The following is a 19,485-nucleotide window of genomic DNA, read 5'->3' as shown; positions in this document are numbered from 1 at the left end:
GGTTCTATTTCTGCCATTCTGGGCGGCGAAGTTTATTTAAATCCACCAACTTGCTGACCACTTCTGCAGCTTCTTTTTCATCCAGGCTTTTTGCACGGATCATCCAACCCGCTTGCACACGCAGCGCTTGCTCTTCAGTTAATCCTGCCGCAATCAAAAGCTTTACCGTTTTAGGGTCCTTGACTTGGTTTTGAAAGAAACCCTCTCCAAACACCTTAATAGGGTTCAAAGTTTCCAAATAGGCCTTCATGCCACCGAATACCGCCAAATCCGAAGTGATTTTTTTATCACCAGGTGCATCGTAGGAGTTGTAGAATCCAACTTTTCTGGTCGCATACGGACTCAAGTTCGACAAATAGTCCGGCACCACATCATCGACAATCACCAGAGGTTGAGTCTTCTGAGGTGTTGCTTCATAGAGATCGCTCACGATTCTTAACGACGGACTAAAGCTAAAGTAATATTGAGCCGCCTTAAAGTCATCGACCTTTAAGCTCGCAAAACTATACTTCAAAGCACTGACCGTGTTCGCGACAATATTCTTAGCCGCAGAGAGCACTTTTTCTCTCTCGGCGAAAAAGACGTTCGCATACAAATCACGACGTTCACACCCCAGGAACCTACGTTCAGCAAGGCCCACGGACATGATGTGCTCGTCAGAGCAGTACATATTCGCAATGCGAGGAGTTTCTTTTCCGTAGTATCCCCATTCAATCGCAGCTTTGTCATAGGGAAGTGAATTGGATTTTGTATAAGCACCCAAAATCGAATAAACCTCTGTCGGAGGATAGTCCATAACCGTGGAACTTGCGGCCACCGGCTGAACTGTGCCATCTGCTATTATTTTATCCACGGCCTCTTTGATTTCCTGATCTGACACTGGCGCGTTCGCAGTACCTGCAAAATTATGACGAAGGCCCAAGACATGTCCCACTTCATGAGTCATCACTTCGCCTACGATATTAACTTTGTGAATCGAGGATCCATCGATCTCCAAATCACAAAGTCCACGCAAGGAGCTTCCCATCACCTCGCCCGATTTCGGACGACCTTCGACATAGTTCTTATCTGCAGTGAAAGCAGAGGTGATATAAACCATCGCGCGCAAAGACTCCCCTGTTAAAGGATCTGTTTGAATATTTGCGTAAGCGCCGTTACCCTCATCCCATTGAATCCAACGAACCACGATCGTTCTGTCTGGTTGAATTGCATCAATGATAGAATCAAACTCGACTTTCAAAACCTCACGACCAAATATCTTATTCCAATAGTTAGCCGAATGAGTCACGCCTTCACGCAAATGCGCTGGAAAATTGGGAGCCACCAACATACGAATCGGTCCACGCGACTCGGCAATGTCCCAGCGGGCGATTTGCCCCAACGGTTCTTTCGTTTCAGTACTGCCTTTTCCGACTTTATTAATAAAGAATCCAAAGCGCTGTTCAGAATCGTATTTGCGAACGACAAAATTTTCGTTACTTACATAAGGTTTGATCTCGATAGCGAGGGTCGCACCCTGCTCTACCTCTGTGGGGATCCCTCCGATTTCCTCGAGATCCTTTTGAATTTTGGGATCAATCTCAACATAGGGTTTGAATGGGCGAGTGACACGCACGTCTTGCACCAGCTGGATCGCATTGTTTTTCAAAGCCAGTGATTTTACGAAAGAGTCTTTTAGCTTCAAGACGTTCTCAGACTTTGTTTCGATCACTTGGCTTTGTATTGGATAAGTCTCCAATATAACAACATCCAAACCGGGCTGCATATTCAGACTCATAAATCCCTGACCGATATCGAAAGTAACGTTGTCCTCTGTTTCGGAAACGACTTCAAAGGTCTGAATCAAAGCATCTACCACGATATCGGACTGCGAATTATCTGTGGAGCGGTTGTAAACGGCGATACGACTTCCGTTTCTTTCAAAAGAAACGAGCAAGGAGCGCAGATATTCGGGAGCCGCCGCGCGTGAAGCTTTGGTTTGGATCGGCATTAACATGAACAACTTGCCCAGGGAGGACTTGGCAAAGCTGATGGTGTTCTTTTGAATGGTCGCCGTCGCTTCGATTTTAGCGGGAGGCAAAAGCTTTTCTTCGACTCTGACGGTCTCTTTAGTACAAGCCATCAATAAAGACGAACACAAGAGCACAGCCACAGACGTACGGTTAAAGAACTGCATGGTCACTCCAAAAATACGCCACGGCCAACTGTCTAAGAATGAGACAGCGAGACCAAATTGGGAGCCCTATCGGGGGCCAGATCCAATTAAGCGTGTTTAAATTTTCAGAAGTAATAAGGTTGCAAAAAGATGACCGAAGCAGACGATCCGGATACAGGATACAAAAAGACGTGTTACCTAAAAAAGCAAAAAAAAAGCCCGCTGATAAAGCGGGCTTTTTAGCATTTCCAATTTAACTAATTAATTAGTTAACAGATGCGTTGTCGCAAGTTGGAACTGTGTATGATTTAACGAAAGCCAAACGAGCTGGAGCTTCGTTACCAACTTGAGTGTAAACTTTTACGTTAACAGTCATTGGGTATGTGCCAGTGTAAACTACGTCTTTGCAAACTGTTTTGTCACCTTTAGTTTGGTCACAGAAAGATTCTTTGTGAGTGTAGTTGATAGAAGTAGAAAGAACTTCAGAACCAACAACTTTGAATTCAGTGCGACCGTTTTGGTTAGTTGGTTGAACAACTTCAACGATGTCTACTGGTTTTTGAGTGCGAAGAGTGTCACCGTCACGGCAAACGAAAGTGTAATCAATAGCGCGGCCCATGTATACAGCTGGAGCTACGATTTGATATGGACCTTTAGCTGCGAAGATTTCTTCCCAAGAAGAGTTAGCAGAGATAGCTGCGTTAGCAGTTTGACCAACGATAAGAGCGGCGATAGCAAGGATCATGTTTTTCATTTAGATTCTCCTGTTTAATGGATTACGTTTTTGTTGTGGGCCGATAAATGCACCCGATTACGCACAAAGACAATTCGATTTTAGCCGCCGCGTAAATTTCACCTTATTTATGAAATCTTTGCACTTGGCGATGCGTGTTAATTACACTGATGATATAAAAGTCGTAATAATCACGAGGACTTGTGACTTCAAAAAGATTTTTGGTCATTCTTATTTACATCTTTCTGCCTATATTTTCAGCACGAGCTGAGGATGGCGGAAGACAGATTATTTTAGATATTGGCAATGACTATTTCACGGGCCCCGAACACACCGATCGCCATCTCACAAACAACATTTCTCTCGGTGTTATTCAAAGCGGACTCTTTGGATTTACGAGTGGTTTGTCTGATCAATTCTCTGAGTCGCAAAAACTTTATTCCTCTGTAGCACTCTCTCAATTTATCTATACACCTGAAGATACGAAGCGCACGATTCCCGATCCTGCAGATCAGCCTTATGCGGGTTGGTTATTTCTAACGACATCATTAGGTGTGCGTGAAAATAATCTTCTGAATACTTACAGCGTCGATATTGGTGTGGTGGGACCCGCGTCGCTCGCCGAAGAAACTCAGAACTTTTATCATCGCCTTATTAATGTCGCTGAAGCCAAAGGCTGGGATCAGCAACTTCATAATGAGTTGGGTATTAATTTAAAGATCAAACAAGCTGTGATGCCTTATCGCTACGAAGACAGCTCTGACTTTATATACTTCTATGGTGGGTCGCTTGGGAACGTGGATACACACCTTGAGGTGGGAGCTATCTTACGCTGGGGTTACAATATTCCGGATGATATGGGCTACAGAGCAATTAATGCTTATGATGGGAACTTCTCTTTATTCTCGGTATTTCGTATTTATGAAAAGCTAGTGGCTCGCGATATCTTCTTAGATGGTAACTCCGATGGCAACAGCCCCTATGTCGAGAAGCGTCCTTTGGTCACAGCAGGCAGCATGGGCTTTGTTATTCGTGTTGTCGATGTGGAGCTGGGATATAGCTATGAGATGAGCACCAAGCGTTTTAAAACGCAGACCTCGGCCGATGACCGAGGCAATGTGTCTTTAAGTTATCAACGGGGCTTTTAAAAAGAATAGCTGATCGCTAAAACCGTGTTCACAGTACCTAAGAAGACAAAGATCGGCTTCACATCGCCGTTGGTCTCTCGGGAAGCACTGTAAAAGTTCGCCACAGCAATCAAGGAGTGTGTCACCACGCGGATCCAGCGGCGGGCCTCGCGTTTATCGTGCTCTTTTTCCAAGTACTTTTGCAGAATGCGGTTTTTTTCCTGAACAGAAATGTGGGAGTTTTCCAAAGCATAAAAGAAACTATCGTATTCATTCCCTGTCCAATAGTGACTCGCACCCAAACCGATAGCGGCAATCCCCACTGTAGACGTCAAAGCATATACGCTGCGACTTAATGGGTCGTTACTAAGATCATATCCGATCACCCCGCCCACAGCTGCGATACCACCTGAAATCATATAGCTTAAGCCCAGGCGCTCGTCTTCCTCTTGTTGTTCTTTGATGAACTGACGGAACTCTGACCACTCAGGCAAACCTTGATAATGATTATCGTCACTCATGTAAGCGTTCGCCTGCATCGTAAAGCACGTAGTAAGAATCAAGAGTGTTAAGATAAGCGATCTCACAGCGTCACCCCGAAGGAAATATAGACGCCGCTATCGCGGTCCTCGCCCCAATATGAAAGGCCACTGGTGATGTTCTTATAGCCCAGCAAAAACCCGGCAGAGTGATCACGCTGACCACCGCTTACTGCCAGCTGCAGAATTCCGATTTTATAAGCCATCGCTGCGCGCACGGCCTCTTGCCAGTGCTGCGTATCCGCACCCACGGCCACTTGCGTACCCACTTCAAAAACACCTAAGCCTACTGGAGGCTTAATCGATGCGCCCAACATGCCTTGGGGTTTTACGGGGTACTGTTCAGATTTTTCATTAGTAAAGCCCCACTGCGAAAACATCGCAGAGACTTGTGGCTTCCACACTTCGTCATCCCAAGAGTAAACGAAACCTGGCTCGATATAAAAAAGATCCTGCGTGCGCGCTCTGAAAATCTCTTCGGAATCATCTGCCAAAGCTTCCGTCAGCATGATGTAGTTCCCGACGAATTTAACATGCGTATAGCGAAGCTGAATACCTGCATAAAAGTTATGGCTTACATAAGAAGAGAATTGCAGTTTAAGACTTTTCTCTTCAGCACCAATAAAATTCACCGCTGGTAAAGAAGAGTTATGAATGTCGGTGTAAAAAACCAAGCGATACGGTTCGACTGACAAGCCCCAAGTTCTGGCTTGAAACGAAGCCTCCAGGGAAGCCTCCGCCTGAGAAGCATCTCTGCGGGAGAAAATTCTATTCACCTGTTCTGGAGTGGCGTTGCCGTTTACCATGTCATCCACGTCACTGAGGTAATCCATATTTGTCCCTAAGAACAAATCACTGTCGAATCGCTTTTTATCGTTCTTAGCAATAAAGGCAGGATTACACGGAAGACCGCGCTCGATACTGTCCATGGAATAACAAGTGGTGCCGAATGTTCTGAATAAAAAGCGCGTGCCGCCATCACGCAGATACCCTGGCAAAGGGCCAGCCTGCGCGATGGAAGTCAAAGTAAGCAAGATCAACAACACTCTTAGAAGCATTGCTCACCCACTGGGATCGTGACGTTTTTCATTTGTACTTTGGCTTGAGAAAGCTGCGCACGGTATTGCTTTAGCTCTTCGCCTTTCTTAGGGAAGGCTTTTTCTAAATCATTGCCCAGGCTATCCAGGGAGTTGATGACTTTCTCGCACCAGCTCCACCACGGGCGAATGTCTTGCACGCAAAGTTTTTGACCTGTGCTTTGTGTCTGCAGATTCCAGGAGACGATCCCCTCGCCCACATTGGCTTTCAAAACCACAACACGCAGGATGGCGCTGTAAAGTCTTGCTCCCCCATTGTCGGTTTCAGCCAAAATACCCACGGCTTTTTCCAAATCAGTGCGCCCTTGGGAATTCACGTCAGGAACTTGCTCCCACTGGGCCAGGAATTTTTCCAAGTTGTGAATCACTTCGTTGGTTTGTTCAGAGAAGTTGAGATTTTCAATTTGAATGCGCATCACCGGGCGGTGTTTCACCACCACGAAGTTATAGATGTTTTCAATGCGGATGCCGGCGCGAGCGGCGTAGGCCGAGGCCAAGGCCATGCGAACTTGCGGGTGCCCGTCTTCCTTCAAAAGCTTTTGAAAGTACGCAATTGCTTGATCGTAGTTTTGCTGATCGAGGTATTCAAAACCACGATTCATTTTTTGCTCGCGCGTCTCTGGTTTTTCAGAGGAGCACGAAGCCAAAACAGCAATCAAAAGGAGGAGAGGAATCCAACGCATAATGACGCAGATTGTAATCTTTCGCGTCCAAAATTTAAATAAAGCAAAACAGAAATATAGTTATTTCATACTAGGTTACAGAGGCGCAACTAGCGTGGACGAATCATACTTGTGGTGGAGTCAAACAGCGGGGTCGAGCCAGGGAAGTCCTGATAGGACAGGCTTTGCATCAGCTTAAAAGCTCCCAGGTTTTTATCGTAGATTACACCCTGCTCGCGGTTTTGGATAAACGAAGTAATAGAGCCTTTGAGGAACTTTCCTTGAGGGTCTAATTTCACCAACAACAGTGGAGCCAAGCCCGCTGTGCCTAGGACATTGATGCCTCTTTCGGTTGCGAAATTTCCCAAGCTATAAACGACAAGACGACCTTTATAAACTTCTAAGCCCCGAGGCACATGCGGACCATGCATCAGGATCAAGCTTGCCCCCGCATCGATAGCGCCACGGGCGAAGGCCACAGAGTTTCCGCGATTCTCGCCCATATAGTATTCCGTCGTATTCGGAGTTCTGATGGCGTCAGAGCCTTCGCTGCCAGCGTGAGAAGACACGATCACGATATCGAAACGTTTTTTGAGTTCGCGAATTTCCTGATAAGTTTTCTCGGGAGCGGAAATACTGCGAGAACCTGGATAAAAATCAGTGGCGATCAGGGCCACACGAATACCGCGCACCAGGAATTGCGCAACTTCCATGCCCTTTTTCGTGGAGTACTGAATCTGATACGAACGTAAAGTTTGTTGAGTCGAGTAAAGACCTTCCGAACCAAAATCCATCGCATGATTATTGGCTAAGCTCACAACATTAAAACCCGCATCAGCAAAGGTGCGCGCAAACTCTGTCGGAGTGCGGAACAAGTGCCGATTGGAGCCTTCACTTTTCGCTCCTGCGCCTTTGACTCCATCAAACAATGTTCCTTCGAAATTTGCGAATCGAATGTCCCCGGTTTTGATATAGCTTTCGGAATACCTGAAGAGCTTTCGCCCCTGATCATTGGGAAGTTTATCAGTGGGATAGTCGGTTCCCAGCATCACGTCGCCCACGGCTGAAATCGTCACAAAGGATTCGTCTGCGGCGAATGCTTTGACTGAAAACACAGTGAGAAGGAAGAGGAAAAACAGCTTATTCATGGCTGCCAGATTATACTTTATCCTACGGGTGTTAGCTCCGGTGGGATCGGCCGTCGGCATTCTTTTCAGGAGTGTCAAAAGGTTGTTCAATCCTTTGGTTTGGCGCGATGGGGATACCAGATGGCCTTATATGTGCTTTGATAAGGAATACGTTCCTCGATATCCCCGTCTTTAACTTCGTCGGTCAATTTCTTGGTAATAACCAGGGGCTCGGTCGCATAGCCGCTGGGGGGCTCCCCGGCAAAGGCGCGATTAAGTTCATCAGCGATTTGCCAGCCCTGAGTTTGTAAAGGCTCTGCCACCGTCACCATCTGCGCGGTTTTCGAAGACCCCACGCGATTGATCGCTTCTATAGAGCCATCCCCGGCACCGATGCCCACCACATCATTGCGCTGAATCCCCTTTAATGCATCGGCCATATAATCAAAATAGAGATCATTGATCGCCAAGGTATGAGTCCAAGCTTTTCCAAAGCGCTGATTCCAGGATTTCACCAGATGATAGATTTCTTTGTCTGAATTGGAAATTGCCACGTCTTCCACGGCGAGCAATTTAAAATCCGGCATAGCTTCGACAGCTTTTTTCATCGAAAGAGTTTTTAAGGTCGCAATCGAATAGTCCCTGTCTGTCAGGATGATGACGCCTCCAGGTTTTCTTCCGAATTTTTCCAGCTGATGTGCAGCGGTCTTCGCAACATCCACCGGGTCTGTCGAAATATTGACGAACATATCCTCGGTCACTCCCGCTTTTGCGGAAGCATGCCAGCCGACGACTTTCATTCCTCGTTTTTGAGCTTTTTTTAAGATCTCCCGAAAATCAGCTCCGTCAAAACCACCCAAGACTATTCCGTCAGTGGCTTTTGATAGGGTGCTTTTGAGTGATGCTTGAACGCAGCTTTTCTTACCCGCGCAGTCAACCAGCAACACTTGCCACTTAAGCTCATGGGCGGCTCGCTGAAATGAATCACTAACAGCCCTCACTCCCCCATTTCTTAAATTGGAAGCGACAAATAGAATTTTTTTATTTGCCTGAGCTGTGGGCCCGTTATCAGGAAGAGCGTAGGCCTTAGCGGTAAATGAACAAAAGATCATTCCGACCTTGAAAATGATCTCAAGAAATCTAATGTGTAGATTTACATGTCCAAATACCTTTTTCATATTTTAAATTTTCCAATTTTGCATAGTACGAATCAAAATCAATCAGAAGTGAATGTAACAGATCAAAGCATCTTTTTAAGTTCCGCTTGATCTTCTTTGGAGCCCGGAACCAGCCACTCAGCAGGAACGTGTTCGACAACATAGGCCCAGGACTGTTTCAGCATGGGCTTTGCCAAAGGCTTTTTGTGCAAGTCTTTCAGTAACTGCAAATGACGAAGCAGGATCGTACGCGTGGGTTTATAAAATCCTTCATCGTCTTTGCCCGCGTTCGTAATCTCTTCCGAATCTTCGGCTTTTTGGATAAGTTCTGAAAAGAATTGCTCTAGGCTCATGGGACCATTCAACTGCATCAGCAGTGAGTTCGTCAATCTCCCGCTTACACTTCATTTCGAGTGGCTATGAATATAGACACTGCCAAAAGTACAACCGTGAGAGATGCCACTAAGTAGGTATTGGGAACGCTCCACCACATAAAGCACAGTGAAAACAGGATCATGGTGATCGCAATGACTTTATTTTTTCTAGAAATGGCCTTATTGCGGTCCCAATCGGTCAGAGCTTTACCAAATAAGGGCTGACGATAAAGCCATGCATGGGCCTTTTCTGAACTGCGTAGAAAGCACCAGGCCGAGAGCAAAACAAAAGGCGTCGTAGGAAGAACGGGAAGAAACGCGCCAATGATTCCAAGAATTAAAGACACCGATCCCAGCACCACAAGGGCGCTTCGTAGCACTGGGTTTTTTACGATGCCGGGCATGAGTGATTTCCTTATCCTGCTGTTGCAAAAACAGCAGAACACAAAGTGGGCCGTCTCATCAAGTGAGTCTTATAAGCAATTGCCTTAAAGATATCCACGAAGCGATAAGTGACAGCTTTAAACGTACCTTTTAAATCACCCACTTCGATACGCACAAATCCTTTAACCAGCGGAGACACCGTCACGCGAATCAACGAGTGGCGTTCAAACTTATTGGTGAAGGTTAAAAGGTCAGCCAACGGCGGAGGTGGCAACCCAATACTGCTGCTGAATCCTGCCGCAAAGTATTCTGGCGAGTTCATGCTGAAGCCAGGAATTGCGGGTGGATAGAAAGAGCTTCCTTTCAGAGTTTCAGCGCCTTCACGGTGCCCCATGGTCATACCGACCTTTCCCACAACACCAATGACGGAAATCGCAGCTTTGGTGTTATCAAATCTTTCCGAGTTATGGAAAAGTTCAAAAACGAAAGCTTTCTTGGCTTTGTTCATCGCCAAGCTAAAGCCCAATTCCTCTGCTCCGCCGGCACCCTTTTTCATGACACCTGTTTCTGCGACAATACCCACAGAGACGCTAAGACCAAATTCGTTTGAGTCAATAAGAAGCGGCGCCTGAGACCACAATTTATAGTCCATGCCTTTAAGCATGTTTAAAACGGCGCGATCACTTTTTTCTCCGAAAGTTAGCTTGTGTTTTTCTTGGGAAGGAGTGTCCTTACCGAAAACTTTTTTAACTTTCACTTTGATAAAGCTCATGCCATCGCCGACAACACTACCCGCCCCCAAGGCGAACTTGGTCGTCATAAGAATTCTTGCGGCGTTTGCCAGGAATTGCTCACGGGTTTTACGGAATTGCTCTTGTCTGTCGGCTGGTAACTTTTCGTATGCTTCCAGTGGATTGACATCTTCGATCTTCCCGCCACGAGCTAAAATTTCAGCGCGCACTTTATCGGGAATAGTCAGCCCCAAAGCTTCCTTCATAGCCTCAACATCTGGATAGGCTTCCAGAGTGAATGTCTTTCCTTTAACCTCAATGACGGTGTGTTCTTTATCCGCGGTTTGTGCAACCTTAGCCGGATCAAGAGCCTCCTCCACCAAAACCGTATCCACGGTCTCACGTGGGCCCTCCTCCACCGCCAGGACATAGCGGGAAGGCATCATTATCAACAAAACGAACAGCATTAATTGAAGGGTATTTTTCATAACTCGGCGGTTTAGTGCAAAGCTTAGACCTCGCAAATCTCCCGCTAAGCCATGGAAACTATATGTTTTTCATTTGTGAAGAGTGTCTAAGGTGACAATTAAAGGCATTTGTCCGCAAAGCCCCATCCCTCTTATGTAGGAATCATTCGACCCTTGTAATGCCAATGGGTAAACAGGGACACAATTATTGGGATTAAACGCAATTTTGGGCTCATAACACTTTCAATAATGGCGATAAGACAAAAGTAAGCTTCCTTACAACGAGGGATCAATGAGCAAACAAGCGATGAAGCAAGAATTCTTCAGTGTGGTCGCAGATAAACGCAAAAACGTGGTTCGTCAGGATCGCACCCCTTTTGAGCCCGGTCTTTGCCACATCACGGTCAATGGGTTTCGCTGCGACGTTTTAAATCTAAGCACCTTTGGTTGCGCGATACTTGTTGCGGAAACAGACTATGCGGCTTTCAGGGCAGCCTTTGGTATACACAATCATCCTGAAGCGGCTCTGACTTATAAAGACATCAAAACTCAAAACATAAAACTGCGTTGGGTGCGCAACGAACCCTATGCCCTATCGCCGTTTTCGCAAATGCTGGTCGCTTTTGAAGTTATGGAAGAGCCACTACAGATCGAACGCATTCAAGCTTTGCAAGCGACGACAACTGTTATCGAAAAACAAACTGAATACGCCGTGGCTTTGTCTCAACTTCCGGCTGAATTTAAAAACTATGTCTATGAAATGAAAGACTGGTTAGAGAAGTTAAAAGCCCAGGTCGACACCTTAGAGGCGAACGCTCCTAAGGACAGTATTGAAGAGTGCCAGGAATATAAAGCCACCATCGCAACTCAACTATCACAGTATTTGGGTCATGTGATTCCCGGTTCTTACGCCAAGATTCCAGAACTGATTAAAGATCTTTCACCAGAGCAGTTAAAATGGGCTACTGAATTTGCTCGAGAGCAAGTGGGTCACTTGATTTATGGGGCACCTTTTGCAAGTCGTGCCTACTATAAGCCGCGTGGCTATGCGGGTGATTATGAAATGATGAATCACCTTTATCGGAATGAATTGGTCGGTAAAACTCTGTTCGATCAATGCATGCATAAATACTTTATTGATGAACCGGCTGGTGCTGCGGTTAAAAATCGCGGAACCTACTTATTCGAAAAAATATCTGCGTTGGTGCAAGCATCTCCAACTGATAAGCCCCTCAAATTTTTATCAATTGCCAGCGGCCCTGCGATGGAGCAGCAGCTCTTTTTAAAAAACAAAAAAGAATTTTACGGCCGAACGCTCGAATTCACCTGCCTTGATCAAGACGAAGAATCCCTGAAACATGCTCAGCGCCGCTTACTGACGTTAGAGCGTTCTGTAAAGTCAGGATTCAATTATCGATTTAATAATATGGCCATTAAGAATGTGATCGCGATGGGTTGTCCCGAGCAGGATTATGACATGATTTACTCTGCTGGCTTGTTTGACTACTTCACGGAACACGTTGCACACATGGCTGCAAAGCAAATGTTGAACTCAGTGAAAGACGGCGGACACATTATCATTGGCAACTTCAGCAAAACAAATCCTTGTGTTCCCTTTATGGAGCTGATACTGGATTGGCACTTAATTTATAGATCTGAAGAAGATCTTTTACGTATCTTTAACGGACTCGGATCGAAAATCTGGATCGAAAAAGAACCCCTTGGAGTGAACTTATTTGTAGTCATTAAAAAATAGGAACAGGCGTGTTTGAAACAGTGATCACTTCGTCGCAAATGCGCGAATTCGAAGTGAATGCAGAAATTAGAGCGATCTTAAAGGTGATCTCCAACTGGATGGCCATCCCGCTCTATTTGGTATTCTGGATTGCTGACTGGGCCTATGCTCCAAATCTTAAGTGGGAATTTTTAGCTCTTCGTCTAACAATCATCCCCGTCTGTTTATTTGGCAAAAAAATGATGGAGCACGAACGCTCCGCCGAGTCGGCCCAGTGGATCGCGGCAGCGTATGTCGGCATGGTGGCTCTTCCGATCAATGTAATGATTGGACTTTTACCGGAAGTCACGACCGTCTATTATGCCGGACTGAATCTTGTGGCGTTGGGTGGCCTTTCTTTTATTCCCTTTACCCTGGGATTTTTCTGCCTGACCACGGCCCTGATTTTTGCGCCCTACTTTGCGATCGTAATTTATGGTGCACATTCGACAAAGGACTGGTCAGGTCTTTTAATCAACTCATTCTTTATTTTTGGCTCAGTGGTTATTTGTTATTTAATTCGCTTCTTTCACGAACGCCTGCGACTGCGAGAAATTAATTCCCGCATCGCTTTAAAAACAGAGCTCGCCAATCGCGATAATATTGTTAAACGCAAAACGGCGGAAGCGATTCGCCTGAACACTCTTAAGACTCAATTTAGTCCCAGGATTGCCCAAGCTATTTATGACGGGCGCATGGATCTGGAAAAAAGCATTCGTCAGTTGAAAATTTGCGCGATCTTTATCGACATCGTGGATTCCAGCCAACAAGTCGTGCGACTGGATTACCGCAAGGTCGACACCGTTCTTGCGCGCTTTATGGACACCGTGGTTTCAATTTTTTTGAAATATGATCTGACGATCGATAAATTTCAAGGTGATGGCATCATGGCCTTTGCCAACGATACGGATCATACTAGTGACTTTATTCAAAAGACTTGTCTGGCGGCCTTGGATGTTCGTGAGGCTTTGACGAAAGATCAGGAGTTTTATCTATTTAACTGGCAAAAGAAAATGCAGATACGAATTGGTATCTCTGCCGGCGACGCGAATGTCGGCTTTTATGGAAATACAAAATACTTCCGCTCTTACACGGCGATCGGCGCACCGTTGCCGTTGTCATCGCGTTTTGCAGGGGTTGCCTCCCCAGATCAAATTGTCATCGATGCCAATGTCGCAAAGACTTTGGCCATTGACGGATTCGAAATGCACGCTATCGGCAGAATCTCCTTAAAAGGCTTCGAGCCCGCAGAGCAAAACTTGTATGAGCTGTTGCAAGCGCCAGCGAGCACATGGCTGAACTCCGACAAAATCCCGTGCCCTCACTGCGAAAATTCACACCTGAATGTCGCCACCAACCAATACGGTCACTACGTCCTGACCTGCTTTCAGTGCAATTACGAAAAATCCGAATTAGAATCCGTCTAGACAATAAAAAAACCCACACGCCAAAGGCGGTGGGTTTCAAAAAAAAACTAGAATGGGAAGCGATCAAAACGGTTCAGACGCGAGGCGGAGGATCGGGACTGCCACGTAGGCGTACTCAAAGTACGCCGAAGAGCAAGGCCCGGTCCGACAACGAAGTCGGATGGGCCGTTTTCATCGCTTCTACGGCTTAAAGGCCGCGGATAAGGTTCAGAGCTGAACCTGCACGGAACCACTTAAGCTGTTCAGCGTTGTATGTGTGCTTCGCTTCGATCGTTTCAGTTGATCCATCAGCATGCTTCAAGATCATTTTCACGTTCTTACCTGGAGCTAGATCTTTAAGATCTACCAGGGAAACTTTGTCTGCCTCTTGAACTTTGTCGTAGTCTTTTGGATTTACGAAAGTCAGAGCCAAAACACCTTGTTTTTTCAAGTTTGTTTCATGAATACGTGCGAATGATTTCGTGATGACTGCTGTTGCGCCAAGATGTCTTGGGCACATCGCTGCGTGCTCACGAGAAGAACCCTCACCATAGTTTTCATCACCAACGATGATCCAGCCTTTGTTAGCTTTTTGGTATTGACGTGCGATTTGAGCGAACTCCACGCCAGTTTCGCCAGTCAATTGGTTCTTACCTTTACCGATTTCACCAGTGAATGCATTGTCTGCACCCAACAACATGTTGTTAGAAATGTTGTCCAAGTGACCACGATAGTTCAACCATTTACCACCCGGAGAGATATGATCCGTTGTACATTTGCCTTTTGCTTTCGCAAGAACCAAATTATCAACGAAGTCGTTACCATCCCATTTCGTGAATGGAGAAAGAAGTTGCAAACGGTCTGAAGAAGGATTCACAGCCACTTGAGCAGTTGCACCCGCTGGTTTTTGGTAACCTTCAGTGTCAGCGATGAAGCCTTTAGCAGGCAACTCTGGAGCCACCGGTGCTTGCAATTTGATAGAACCTTTGGGTCCAACCAATTCGTCAGTTTGTGGATTGAAATCCAAACGACCCGCAAGACCCAACGCCATTACGATTTCAGGACTTGCGATGAACGCCAAAGTTTCTGGGTTCGCATCGTTACGTGCGCGGAAGTTACGGTTGAAAGAAGTTACGATTGTATTCTTCTCGCCAGATTTGACGTCGTCACGTCTCCATTGACCGATGCAAGGACCGCAAGCGTTCGCCAGGACAGTAGCGCCCACTTCATTGAACGTCGCCATTTGACCGTCGCGCTCAATAGTGTTTTGGATTTGTGTAGAACCTGGAGAAACCAAGAATGGTGATTCCATTTTCACACCAACTTCCATAGCTTGTTTAGCTACGAATGCCGCGCGACCAATATCTTCGTATGAAGAGTTCGTGCAAGAACCGATCAACGCAGAAGAAATCTTAACGGTGTAACCTTTCTCCGCCACTTCTTTTTTAAGTGCAGAGATAGGACGAGCCAAGTCTGGAGTGTGAGGACCCACCAAGTGTGGTTCCAAAGCAGACAAATCGATTTCGTAAACTTCGTCGAAGTATTTGCCTGGATTTGCCACAACGTCCGCATCCGCAGACAAAAGATCTTTGTGAGCATCTGCGACTGCAGCCAACTCATGACGGCCTGTAGATTTCAAATACGCTGCCATACGATCATCATATGGGAATACCGAGCAAGTTGCGCCCAACTCAGCACCCATGTTTGTGATCGTTGCTTTACCAGTACAAGAAATTGAAGAAGTCCCTTCACCGAAGTACTCAACAACTTTATCCGTACCACCTTTAACAGTCAGCATTCCGCAAAGTTTCAAGATCACGTCTTTTGCAGAAGCCCAGCCGCCAAGTTTTCCTTTAAGGTGAACACCGATCAATTTTGGATTTTTAACTTCCCATGGAAGACCAACCATGACGTCAGAAGCGTCAGATCCACCGACACCTACTGCACACATACCCAAGCCACCCGCATTCGGAGTGTGAGAGTCTGTACCGATCATCAAGCCACCTGGGAAAGCGTAGTTCTCAAGGATGACTTGATGGATGATCCCAGCGCCTGGTTTCCAGAAGCCGATGTTGTAACGCGAAGAAGCTGTCGCCAAGAAGTCATAAACTTCTTTGTTGGAAGTGTTAGCGACAGTCATGTCAACGCTTGAACCTTTGTAAGCTTGGATCAAGTGGTCACAGTGAACTGTAGAAGGAACCGCTGCTTCATCTTTTCCAGCAAGCATGAATTGCAACAAAGCCATTTGCGCTGTCGCATCTTGCATCGCCACGCGGTCAGGTCTTAAAAGGAGGAAGCTTTCGCCACGAACTAGTTCTTGATTTTGTGGGTCGTCCAAGTGACCGAAAAGGATTTTTTCTCCAAGAGTCAAAGGACGGTTCAAACGCTTACCAACAACTGCGATACGTTCAGCAGTCTTCTTGTAAACGTTCTGCACCATTTCCGGTGTAGTTTCGATTTTAGAAGCCATTGTAATTGCCTTTCTGTAAAGAACGCCACATCCTAATGAAAATCAGTTGAAAGCTCAACGAGTTGGACATCTTGTCACGAGGCATAATTTTGAACTCACATCTCTTCAAAAATATCGTGATTCTTACTGGGGCCGGCATTTCCGCCGAGTCAGGCATTCGCACGTTTCGCGATCAAGACGGCCTTTGGGAAGAACATCGCATCGAAGATGTTGCCACTCCCGAGGCTTTTCATCGGGACCCCGCTTTGGTTCAACGCTTTTACAATGCGAGACGATCTCAACTGAAGGATCCAAAAGTACAGCCAAATGCCGCTCATTTCGCTCTGGCAGAGTTGGAAAAGGCCTGGGAGGGTGAATTCCTGCTGGTCACACAAAATGTCGACAATCTGCATCGAAAAGCAGGCTCCCAAAACCTTCTGCACATGCATGGTCGTTTGGATCAAATCCGCTGCCTGTCTTGTGAAGAAGTGATGCTTTGGGAAGACGACTTAGAAGTAAATGAGAGTTGCCCTCAATGCGGCATCAAGGGCGCACTTCGCCCCGACATCGTGTGGTTTGGGGAAATGCCCCACCATATGGACGAAATTTATTTCGCTTTGGAAAACGCCGACATCTTTATTTCCATCGGCACCAGCGGCAATGTTTATCCTGCCGCCGGCTTTGTTCAGCTTGCGTGGAAAGCGCGCAAGATTGAAATCAACGTGAAAGACACGGAAATCTCCCGCGCCTTTGAGGAACATTTGGTGGGCCCGGCTTCTGTCGAAGTTCCGAAGCTCGTCGCGCAAATTCTTGGGATTTAAACCAACCCAGCTCTACTTTAGTTTCTTTTTTGCACAGATCTAGCTCACACATTGATTTTTACGTCAATTTGACGTATAACGGAGTTGAGCTTGATTCAAATAACACTTTCCAGAACCTTTGAAAAACAGCTCAAAAGAGTTCCGTCCCATATTGTGGACAAAGTTTACTCCTGGCTTTGGTCTCTTAAATCAAAGGGATTGCGCAAAACTCAACTCACGCCAGGACTTCACGATGAGCCTTTACAAGGCAAACGATGGGGACAACGGTCGATTCGATTAAACAAGTCCTATCGACTGATCTACAAAATTGTCAGGGATGAAGTTCAGATAGAATTATTGGAGGTAAATAAACATGACTACTAAGAGAAGAGATGCTGTCGATTTTTTTGAAAAAAAATATGGTCGACTGACTGTCGCTCGATTTCTTAGAGCATGGCGCCTGAGCGATGAGATGAGCCAGACGGAGTATGCTAAATTTCTGGGGATCTCTGTGCAGAGCCTTTGTGATCTTGAAAAAGGTCGCCGAATTCCTTCTCCAGGTAGAGCCGCGAAAATTGCTAAGAAAATTGGTTATCCCGAGCAGGCTCTGGTTTCCTTGGCCATTCGCGACTCGCTGTATGCTGATGGGCTTAAATACAACGTTAAGCTTGATAGCGTTTAATTCAATTTGGATTTCTCCCTTTGCGCAGCTGGCGGTTTTTGCTGAGGCGCAGGTGGGATTTTGCAACTGACTGGAACTTGCGTGTAAATCTCTCCCGTAAAAGTTGTCATTGATTCCACGATGGCGCCTAAACGGCCATTGCCATCGGCGGCGGTTGAATCCAATGTGATTTGGAAATCAAAGGGCGAATCCTCTGCCAACGCTAATCCCGAAATAATCTCAGCAGCTTTAGTTGTCGCTGTAATTTCAGAGACAGAGCCCGTAAGTTCCGCATGGCCAACTTGTTTGATCGGTTGATTGGAATCATTTAAAGTGTAAGTGTCTGCGGCAATATGATTGCTGTTATTTCTTTGCAGCAAAAACTTTATGCCGAGTTTAGATGATGGAAGTGACGAGCTTTGGGAATCGGCTGCGGGAGTGTAAATACAGCGTAGAACTTCATTCCCCTCTCCGCCGGCACCAGCAGGGCCTCGTTGCGGTGGTTGTTCCTGGGCGCCAATCGCAGCGGCAGTGGCCATTGAGATAAGCGAAAACAATACGGCATTCAATATTCTTTCCATAGTTCTAATCCTCACAGGCTTAAGCTCACAATCAGTTGTGATCTCTTGGGACAAGAATATGAAAACAGCGTTGAAGGACTATGGAAGAAAACGAAAAAATGAACTAAAAAGCCGGATTTTAGCCCGGCTTACTTAATTATTACCAAGCTGAATAGCAACGAGCTTCCGTGATTGCTTGGTCAGCGTCACGAACCATGTACAGGCAGCTTGATTCAGACATATGCAATTGCACGCGAGTGTATGGAATCACATCACCATTGATATTCACGATTTGAGACGGCATTGCTTCCACACCCAAAACTTTAGGTAGGTTGCAAATTTCCTCGAAAGTCACTTTTTCACGAGCAGCCACCGTGTGAAGTGCCTTCAACATACGATCCGATTTGAATGTTGTGCACATGTTTGTGCCGGCGAAAGCTGCTGAAGAAAGAACCATCGTTAAAGCCATTGCCAATATACGCATAAGAAACTCCTTTTTGATATGCGGCGGAACCTACAAGGCCATCCCAGTGGAAACAACGACATCACGTAATTTCCCTGAAAACGAAAGCTCACTGAGAACCTCGGCCCGTGGCCGCGCCGCTTCCGCAAACAGGACCTGGCACCTTTTACGGGAGCGGTGCGCATTGAATTAGGGGTTTAGAGATTTACGATTGAAGGATGATCAAAATGATTTTGCTTTTTTCACAATTGGTATTTGCGGCGCCTGCGGTTCAAAACATTGATGGCAATTATACGAAGGCTTGTCACTTGATGGAGGATGATTCTTTGATCACTCATCTGACGATTCAAGGTCCGCGCTGGAATTTTTCTCATGTGGCATATGAAGATGATAAATGCACGAAAGCCTACTTAGTCTATGAAGAAACTTACAAAGTAAAGTCCGTTGACCGTGAGATTGATATGACGACGGTGGAGGCGACCTATGCAAGTCTTTCTGACAAGGTCACCGAAGCTTTAAACATGATCAACTGGTGTGGTTTTTCTGATTGGAAAACAAACGAAGCGCGAGTTGTGACTGGCAAAGTATGTGATGAATACAAAGTGCCTGGCGAGGGCGATATTCTGTATACGACTTATCAGGTGAAAGCACAGAATCCGCTACAAATCTTTATGGGGACCGCCAGCAGTGAACTGGACGGAAAGACTCCGCAGACCCGTTATCAAATGACTGAACGCTTTCCGTTCGTTCAAACAAGATAAGTTTACAACGTCTCAATCTGAATCAGTCCCATCGACCTCATAAATTACTTTTGTGAAA

20 protein-coding genes are annotated in these 19,485 nt (G+C 46.1%); 7 read left to right on the top strand and 13 right to left on the bottom strand.

Features of this window, described 5'->3' with window-relative positions; translation table 11 throughout:
- Window positions 1-4 precede the first annotated feature (4 nt).
- Together HW988_RS05450 and HW988_RS05445 are read right to left on the bottom strand one after the other, a co-directional pair.
- A complete protein-coding gene (locus HW988_RS05450) occupies window positions 5-2,176 on the bottom strand; it encodes a zinc-dependent metalloprotease (protein ID WP_181606554.1) in 2,172 nt (723 codons plus the stop codon).
- Between the two features lie 244 nt (window positions 2,177-2,420).
- A complete protein-coding gene (locus HW988_RS05445) occupies window positions 2,421-2,909 on the bottom strand; it encodes a hypothetical protein (RefSeq protein WP_142699469.1) in 489 nt (162 codons plus the stop codon).
- A 182-nt stretch (window positions 2,910-3,091) separates the two neighbouring features.
- Between HW988_RS05445 and HW988_RS05440 the strand changes: the two genes are divergently transcribed.
- Window positions 3,092-4,036 (top strand): lipid A deacylase LpxR family protein, encoded by a 945-nt coding sequence (locus HW988_RS05440; protein ID WP_181606553.1) that lies wholly within the window; start codon window positions 3,092-3,094, stop codon window positions 4,034-4,036.
- Here HW988_RS05440 and HW988_RS05435 read toward each other — a convergent pair.
- The 8 genes from HW988_RS05435 to HW988_RS05400 form a co-directional block, all read right to left on the bottom strand.
- The gene (locus HW988_RS05435; RefSeq protein WP_181606552.1) at window positions 4,033-4,602 is read right to left on the bottom strand and encodes a hypothetical protein; all 570 of its coding nucleotides are present in this window, start codon (window positions 4,600-4,602) and stop codon (window positions 4,033-4,035) included. The genes HW988_RS05440 and HW988_RS05435 overlap by 4 nt on opposite strands.
- Window positions 4,599-5,612 (bottom strand): hypothetical protein, encoded by a 1,014-nt coding sequence (locus HW988_RS05430; RefSeq protein WP_181606551.1) that lies wholly within the window; start codon window positions 5,610-5,612, stop codon window positions 4,599-4,601. The genes HW988_RS05435 and HW988_RS05430 overlap by 4 nt, the downstream gene beginning before the upstream one ends.
- On the bottom strand, window positions 5,603-6,334 hold the full coding sequence (locus HW988_RS05425) for a hypothetical protein (RefSeq protein ID WP_181606550.1): 732 nt from the start codon (window positions 6,332-6,334) through the stop codon (window positions 5,603-5,605). Before HW988_RS05425 ends, HW988_RS05430 begins: the two co-directional genes overlap by 10 nt.
- Window positions 6,335-6,423: 89 nt before the next feature.
- Entirely contained in the window at window positions 6,424-7,461 is a 1,038-nt protein-coding gene (locus tag HW988_RS05420) for a CapA family protein (RefSeq protein WP_181606549.1), read from the bottom strand.
- A gap of 86 nt (window positions 7,462-7,547) precedes the next feature.
- On the bottom strand, window positions 7,548-8,618 hold the full coding sequence (locus HW988_RS05415) for a substrate-binding domain-containing protein (RefSeq protein ID WP_181606548.1): 1,071 nt from the start codon (window positions 8,616-8,618) through the stop codon (window positions 7,548-7,550).
- A gap of 62 nt (window positions 8,619-8,680) precedes the next feature.
- Window positions 8,681-8,986: a hypothetical protein gene (locus HW988_RS05410; protein ID WP_255490210.1), complete on the bottom strand. Its 306-nt coding sequence runs from the start codon at window positions 8,984-8,986 to the stop codon at window positions 8,681-8,683.
- A gap of 8 nt (window positions 8,987-8,994) precedes the next feature.
- On the bottom strand, window positions 8,995-9,375 hold the full coding sequence (locus HW988_RS05405) for a YbaN family protein (protein ID WP_220128808.1): 381 nt from the start codon (window positions 9,373-9,375) through the stop codon (window positions 8,995-8,997).
- A gap of 11 nt (window positions 9,376-9,386) precedes the next feature.
- Window positions 9,387-10,574, bottom strand: coding sequence for a hypothetical protein (locus HW988_RS05400; RefSeq protein ID WP_181606547.1), 1,188 nt, complete (start codon window positions 10,572-10,574; stop codon window positions 9,387-9,389).
- Window positions 10,575-10,845: 271 nt separating this feature from the next.
- Here HW988_RS05400 and HW988_RS05395 point away from each other — a divergent pair, with 271 nt between their 5' ends.
- Together HW988_RS05395 and HW988_RS05390 are read left to right on the top strand one after the other, a co-directional pair.
- Window positions 10,846-12,309, top strand: a complete 1,464-nt coding sequence (locus HW988_RS05395) for a class I SAM-dependent methyltransferase (RefSeq protein ID WP_181606546.1) — start codon at window positions 10,846-10,848, stop codon at window positions 12,307-12,309.
- 8 nt (window positions 12,310-12,317) lie between these two features.
- Entirely contained in the window at window positions 12,318-13,754 is a 1,437-nt protein-coding gene (locus HW988_RS05390) for an adenylate/guanylate cyclase domain-containing protein (protein ID WP_255490209.1), read from the top strand.
- A 187-nt stretch (window positions 13,755-13,941) separates the two neighbouring features.
- Here the strand turns inward: HW988_RS05390 and HW988_RS05385 are convergent, their stop codons facing one another.
- Window positions 13,942-16,203, bottom strand: coding sequence for an aconitate hydratase (locus HW988_RS05385; RefSeq protein ID WP_181606545.1), 2,262 nt, complete (start codon window positions 16,201-16,203; stop codon window positions 13,942-13,944).
- A gap of 89 nt (window positions 16,204-16,292) precedes the next feature.
- Between HW988_RS05385 and cobB the strand changes: the two genes are divergently transcribed.
- The 3 genes from cobB to HW988_RS05370 all read left to right on the top strand — a co-directional run bounded on the left by cobB (window position 16,293) and on the right by HW988_RS05370 (window position 17,664).
- Window positions 16,293-17,003: a Sir2 family NAD+-dependent deacetylase gene (gene cobB / locus HW988_RS05380; protein WP_181606544.1), complete on the top strand. Its 711-nt coding sequence runs from the start codon at window positions 16,293-16,295 to the stop codon at window positions 17,001-17,003.
- Between the two features lie 153 nt (window positions 17,004-17,156).
- Window positions 17,157-17,366 (top strand): type II toxin-antitoxin system mRNA interferase toxin, RelE/StbE family, encoded by a 210-nt coding sequence (locus HW988_RS05375; RefSeq protein ID WP_255490311.1) that lies wholly within the window; start codon window positions 17,157-17,159, stop codon window positions 17,364-17,366.
- Window positions 17,356-17,664, top strand: a complete 309-nt coding sequence (locus HW988_RS05370; RefSeq protein ID WP_181606543.1) for a helix-turn-helix transcriptional regulator — start codon at window positions 17,356-17,358, stop codon at window positions 17,662-17,664. The genes HW988_RS05375 and HW988_RS05370 overlap by 11 nt, the downstream gene beginning before the upstream one ends.
- Here the strand turns inward: HW988_RS05370 and HW988_RS05365 are convergent.
- Window positions 17,661-18,224: a hypothetical protein gene (locus tag HW988_RS05365; protein WP_181606542.1), complete on the bottom strand. Its 564-nt coding sequence runs from the start codon at window positions 18,222-18,224 to the stop codon at window positions 17,661-17,663. The genes HW988_RS05370 and HW988_RS05365 overlap by 4 nt on opposite strands.
- A gap of 139 nt (window positions 18,225-18,363) precedes the next feature.
- Window positions 18,364-18,687: a hypothetical protein gene (locus HW988_RS05360; RefSeq protein WP_181606541.1), complete on the bottom strand. Its 324-nt coding sequence runs from the start codon at window positions 18,685-18,687 to the stop codon at window positions 18,364-18,366.
- Window positions 18,688-18,893: 206 nt separating this feature from the next.
- Here HW988_RS05360 and HW988_RS05355 point away from each other — a divergent pair, with 206 nt between their 5' ends.
- Window positions 18,894-19,427, top strand: a complete 534-nt coding sequence (locus HW988_RS05355) for a hypothetical protein (RefSeq protein ID WP_181606540.1) — start codon at window positions 18,894-18,896, stop codon at window positions 19,425-19,427.
- The last annotated feature ends 58 nt before the right edge of the window (window positions 19,428-19,485 follow it).

Source organism: Bdellovibrio sp. KM01, from assembly GCF_013752535.1.
Lineage (GTDB): Bacteria > Bdellovibrionota > Bdellovibrionia > Bdellovibrionales > Bdellovibrionaceae > Bdellovibrio.
Note: the sequence above shows the minus strand (reverse complement) of the source record. Positions and strands in the feature narration are given on the sequence as shown.

What these genes read in the sequence shown, in the direction of transcription:
- HW988_RS05365 (WP_181606542.1), bottom strand. Translation starts at nt 18,224, where the DNA reads ATGGAAAGAATATTGAATGCCGTATTGTTTTCGCTTATCTCAATGGCC.
- HW988_RS05425 (WP_181606550.1), bottom strand. Translation starts at nt 6,334, where the DNA reads ATGCGTTGGATTCCTCTCCTCCTTTTGATTGCTGTTTTGGCTTCGTGC.
- HW988_RS05420 (WP_181606549.1), bottom strand. Translation starts at nt 7,461, where the DNA reads ATGAATAAGCTGTTTTTCCTCTTCCTTCTCACTGTGTTTTCAGTCAAA.
- HW988_RS05385 (WP_181606545.1), bottom strand. Translation starts at nt 16,203, where the DNA reads ATGGCTTCTAAAATCGAAACTACACCGGAAATGGTGCAGAACGTTTAC.
- HW988_RS05355 (WP_181606540.1), top strand. Translation starts at nt 18,894, where the DNA reads ATGATTTTGCTTTTTTCACAATTGGTATTTGCGGCGCCTGCGGTTCAA.
- HW988_RS05405 (WP_220128808.1), bottom strand. Translation starts at nt 9,375, where the DNA reads ATGCCCGGCATCGTAAAAAACCCAGTGCTACGAAGCGCCCTTGTGGTG.
- HW988_RS05415 (WP_181606548.1), bottom strand. Translation starts at nt 8,618, where the DNA reads ATGAAAAAGGTATTTGGACATGTAAATCTACACATTAGATTTCTTGAG.
- HW988_RS05445 (WP_142699469.1), bottom strand. Translation starts at nt 2,909, where the DNA reads ATGAAAAACATGATCCTTGCTATCGCCGCTCTTATCGTTGGTCAAACT.
- HW988_RS05400 (WP_181606547.1), bottom strand. Translation starts at nt 10,574, where the DNA reads ATGAAAAATACCCTTCAATTAATGCTGTTCGTTTTGTTGATAATGATG.
- HW988_RS05430 (WP_181606551.1), bottom strand. Translation starts at nt 5,612, where the DNA reads ATGCTTCTAAGAGTGTTGTTGATCTTGCTTACTTTGACTTCCATCGCG.
- HW988_RS05360 (WP_181606541.1), bottom strand. Translation starts at nt 18,687, where the DNA reads ATGCGTATATTGGCAATGGCTTTAACGATGGTTCTTTCTTCAGCAGCT.
- HW988_RS05450 (WP_181606554.1), bottom strand. Translation starts at nt 2,176, where the DNA reads ATGCAGTTCTTTAACCGTACGTCTGTGGCTGTGCTCTTGTGTTCGTCT.
- HW988_RS05395 (WP_181606546.1), top strand. Translation starts at nt 10,846, where the DNA reads ATGAGCAAACAAGCGATGAAGCAAGAATTCTTCAGTGTGGTCGCAGAT.
- HW988_RS05370 (WP_181606543.1), top strand. Translation starts at nt 17,356, where the DNA reads ATGACTACTAAGAGAAGAGATGCTGTCGATTTTTTTGAAAAAAAATAT.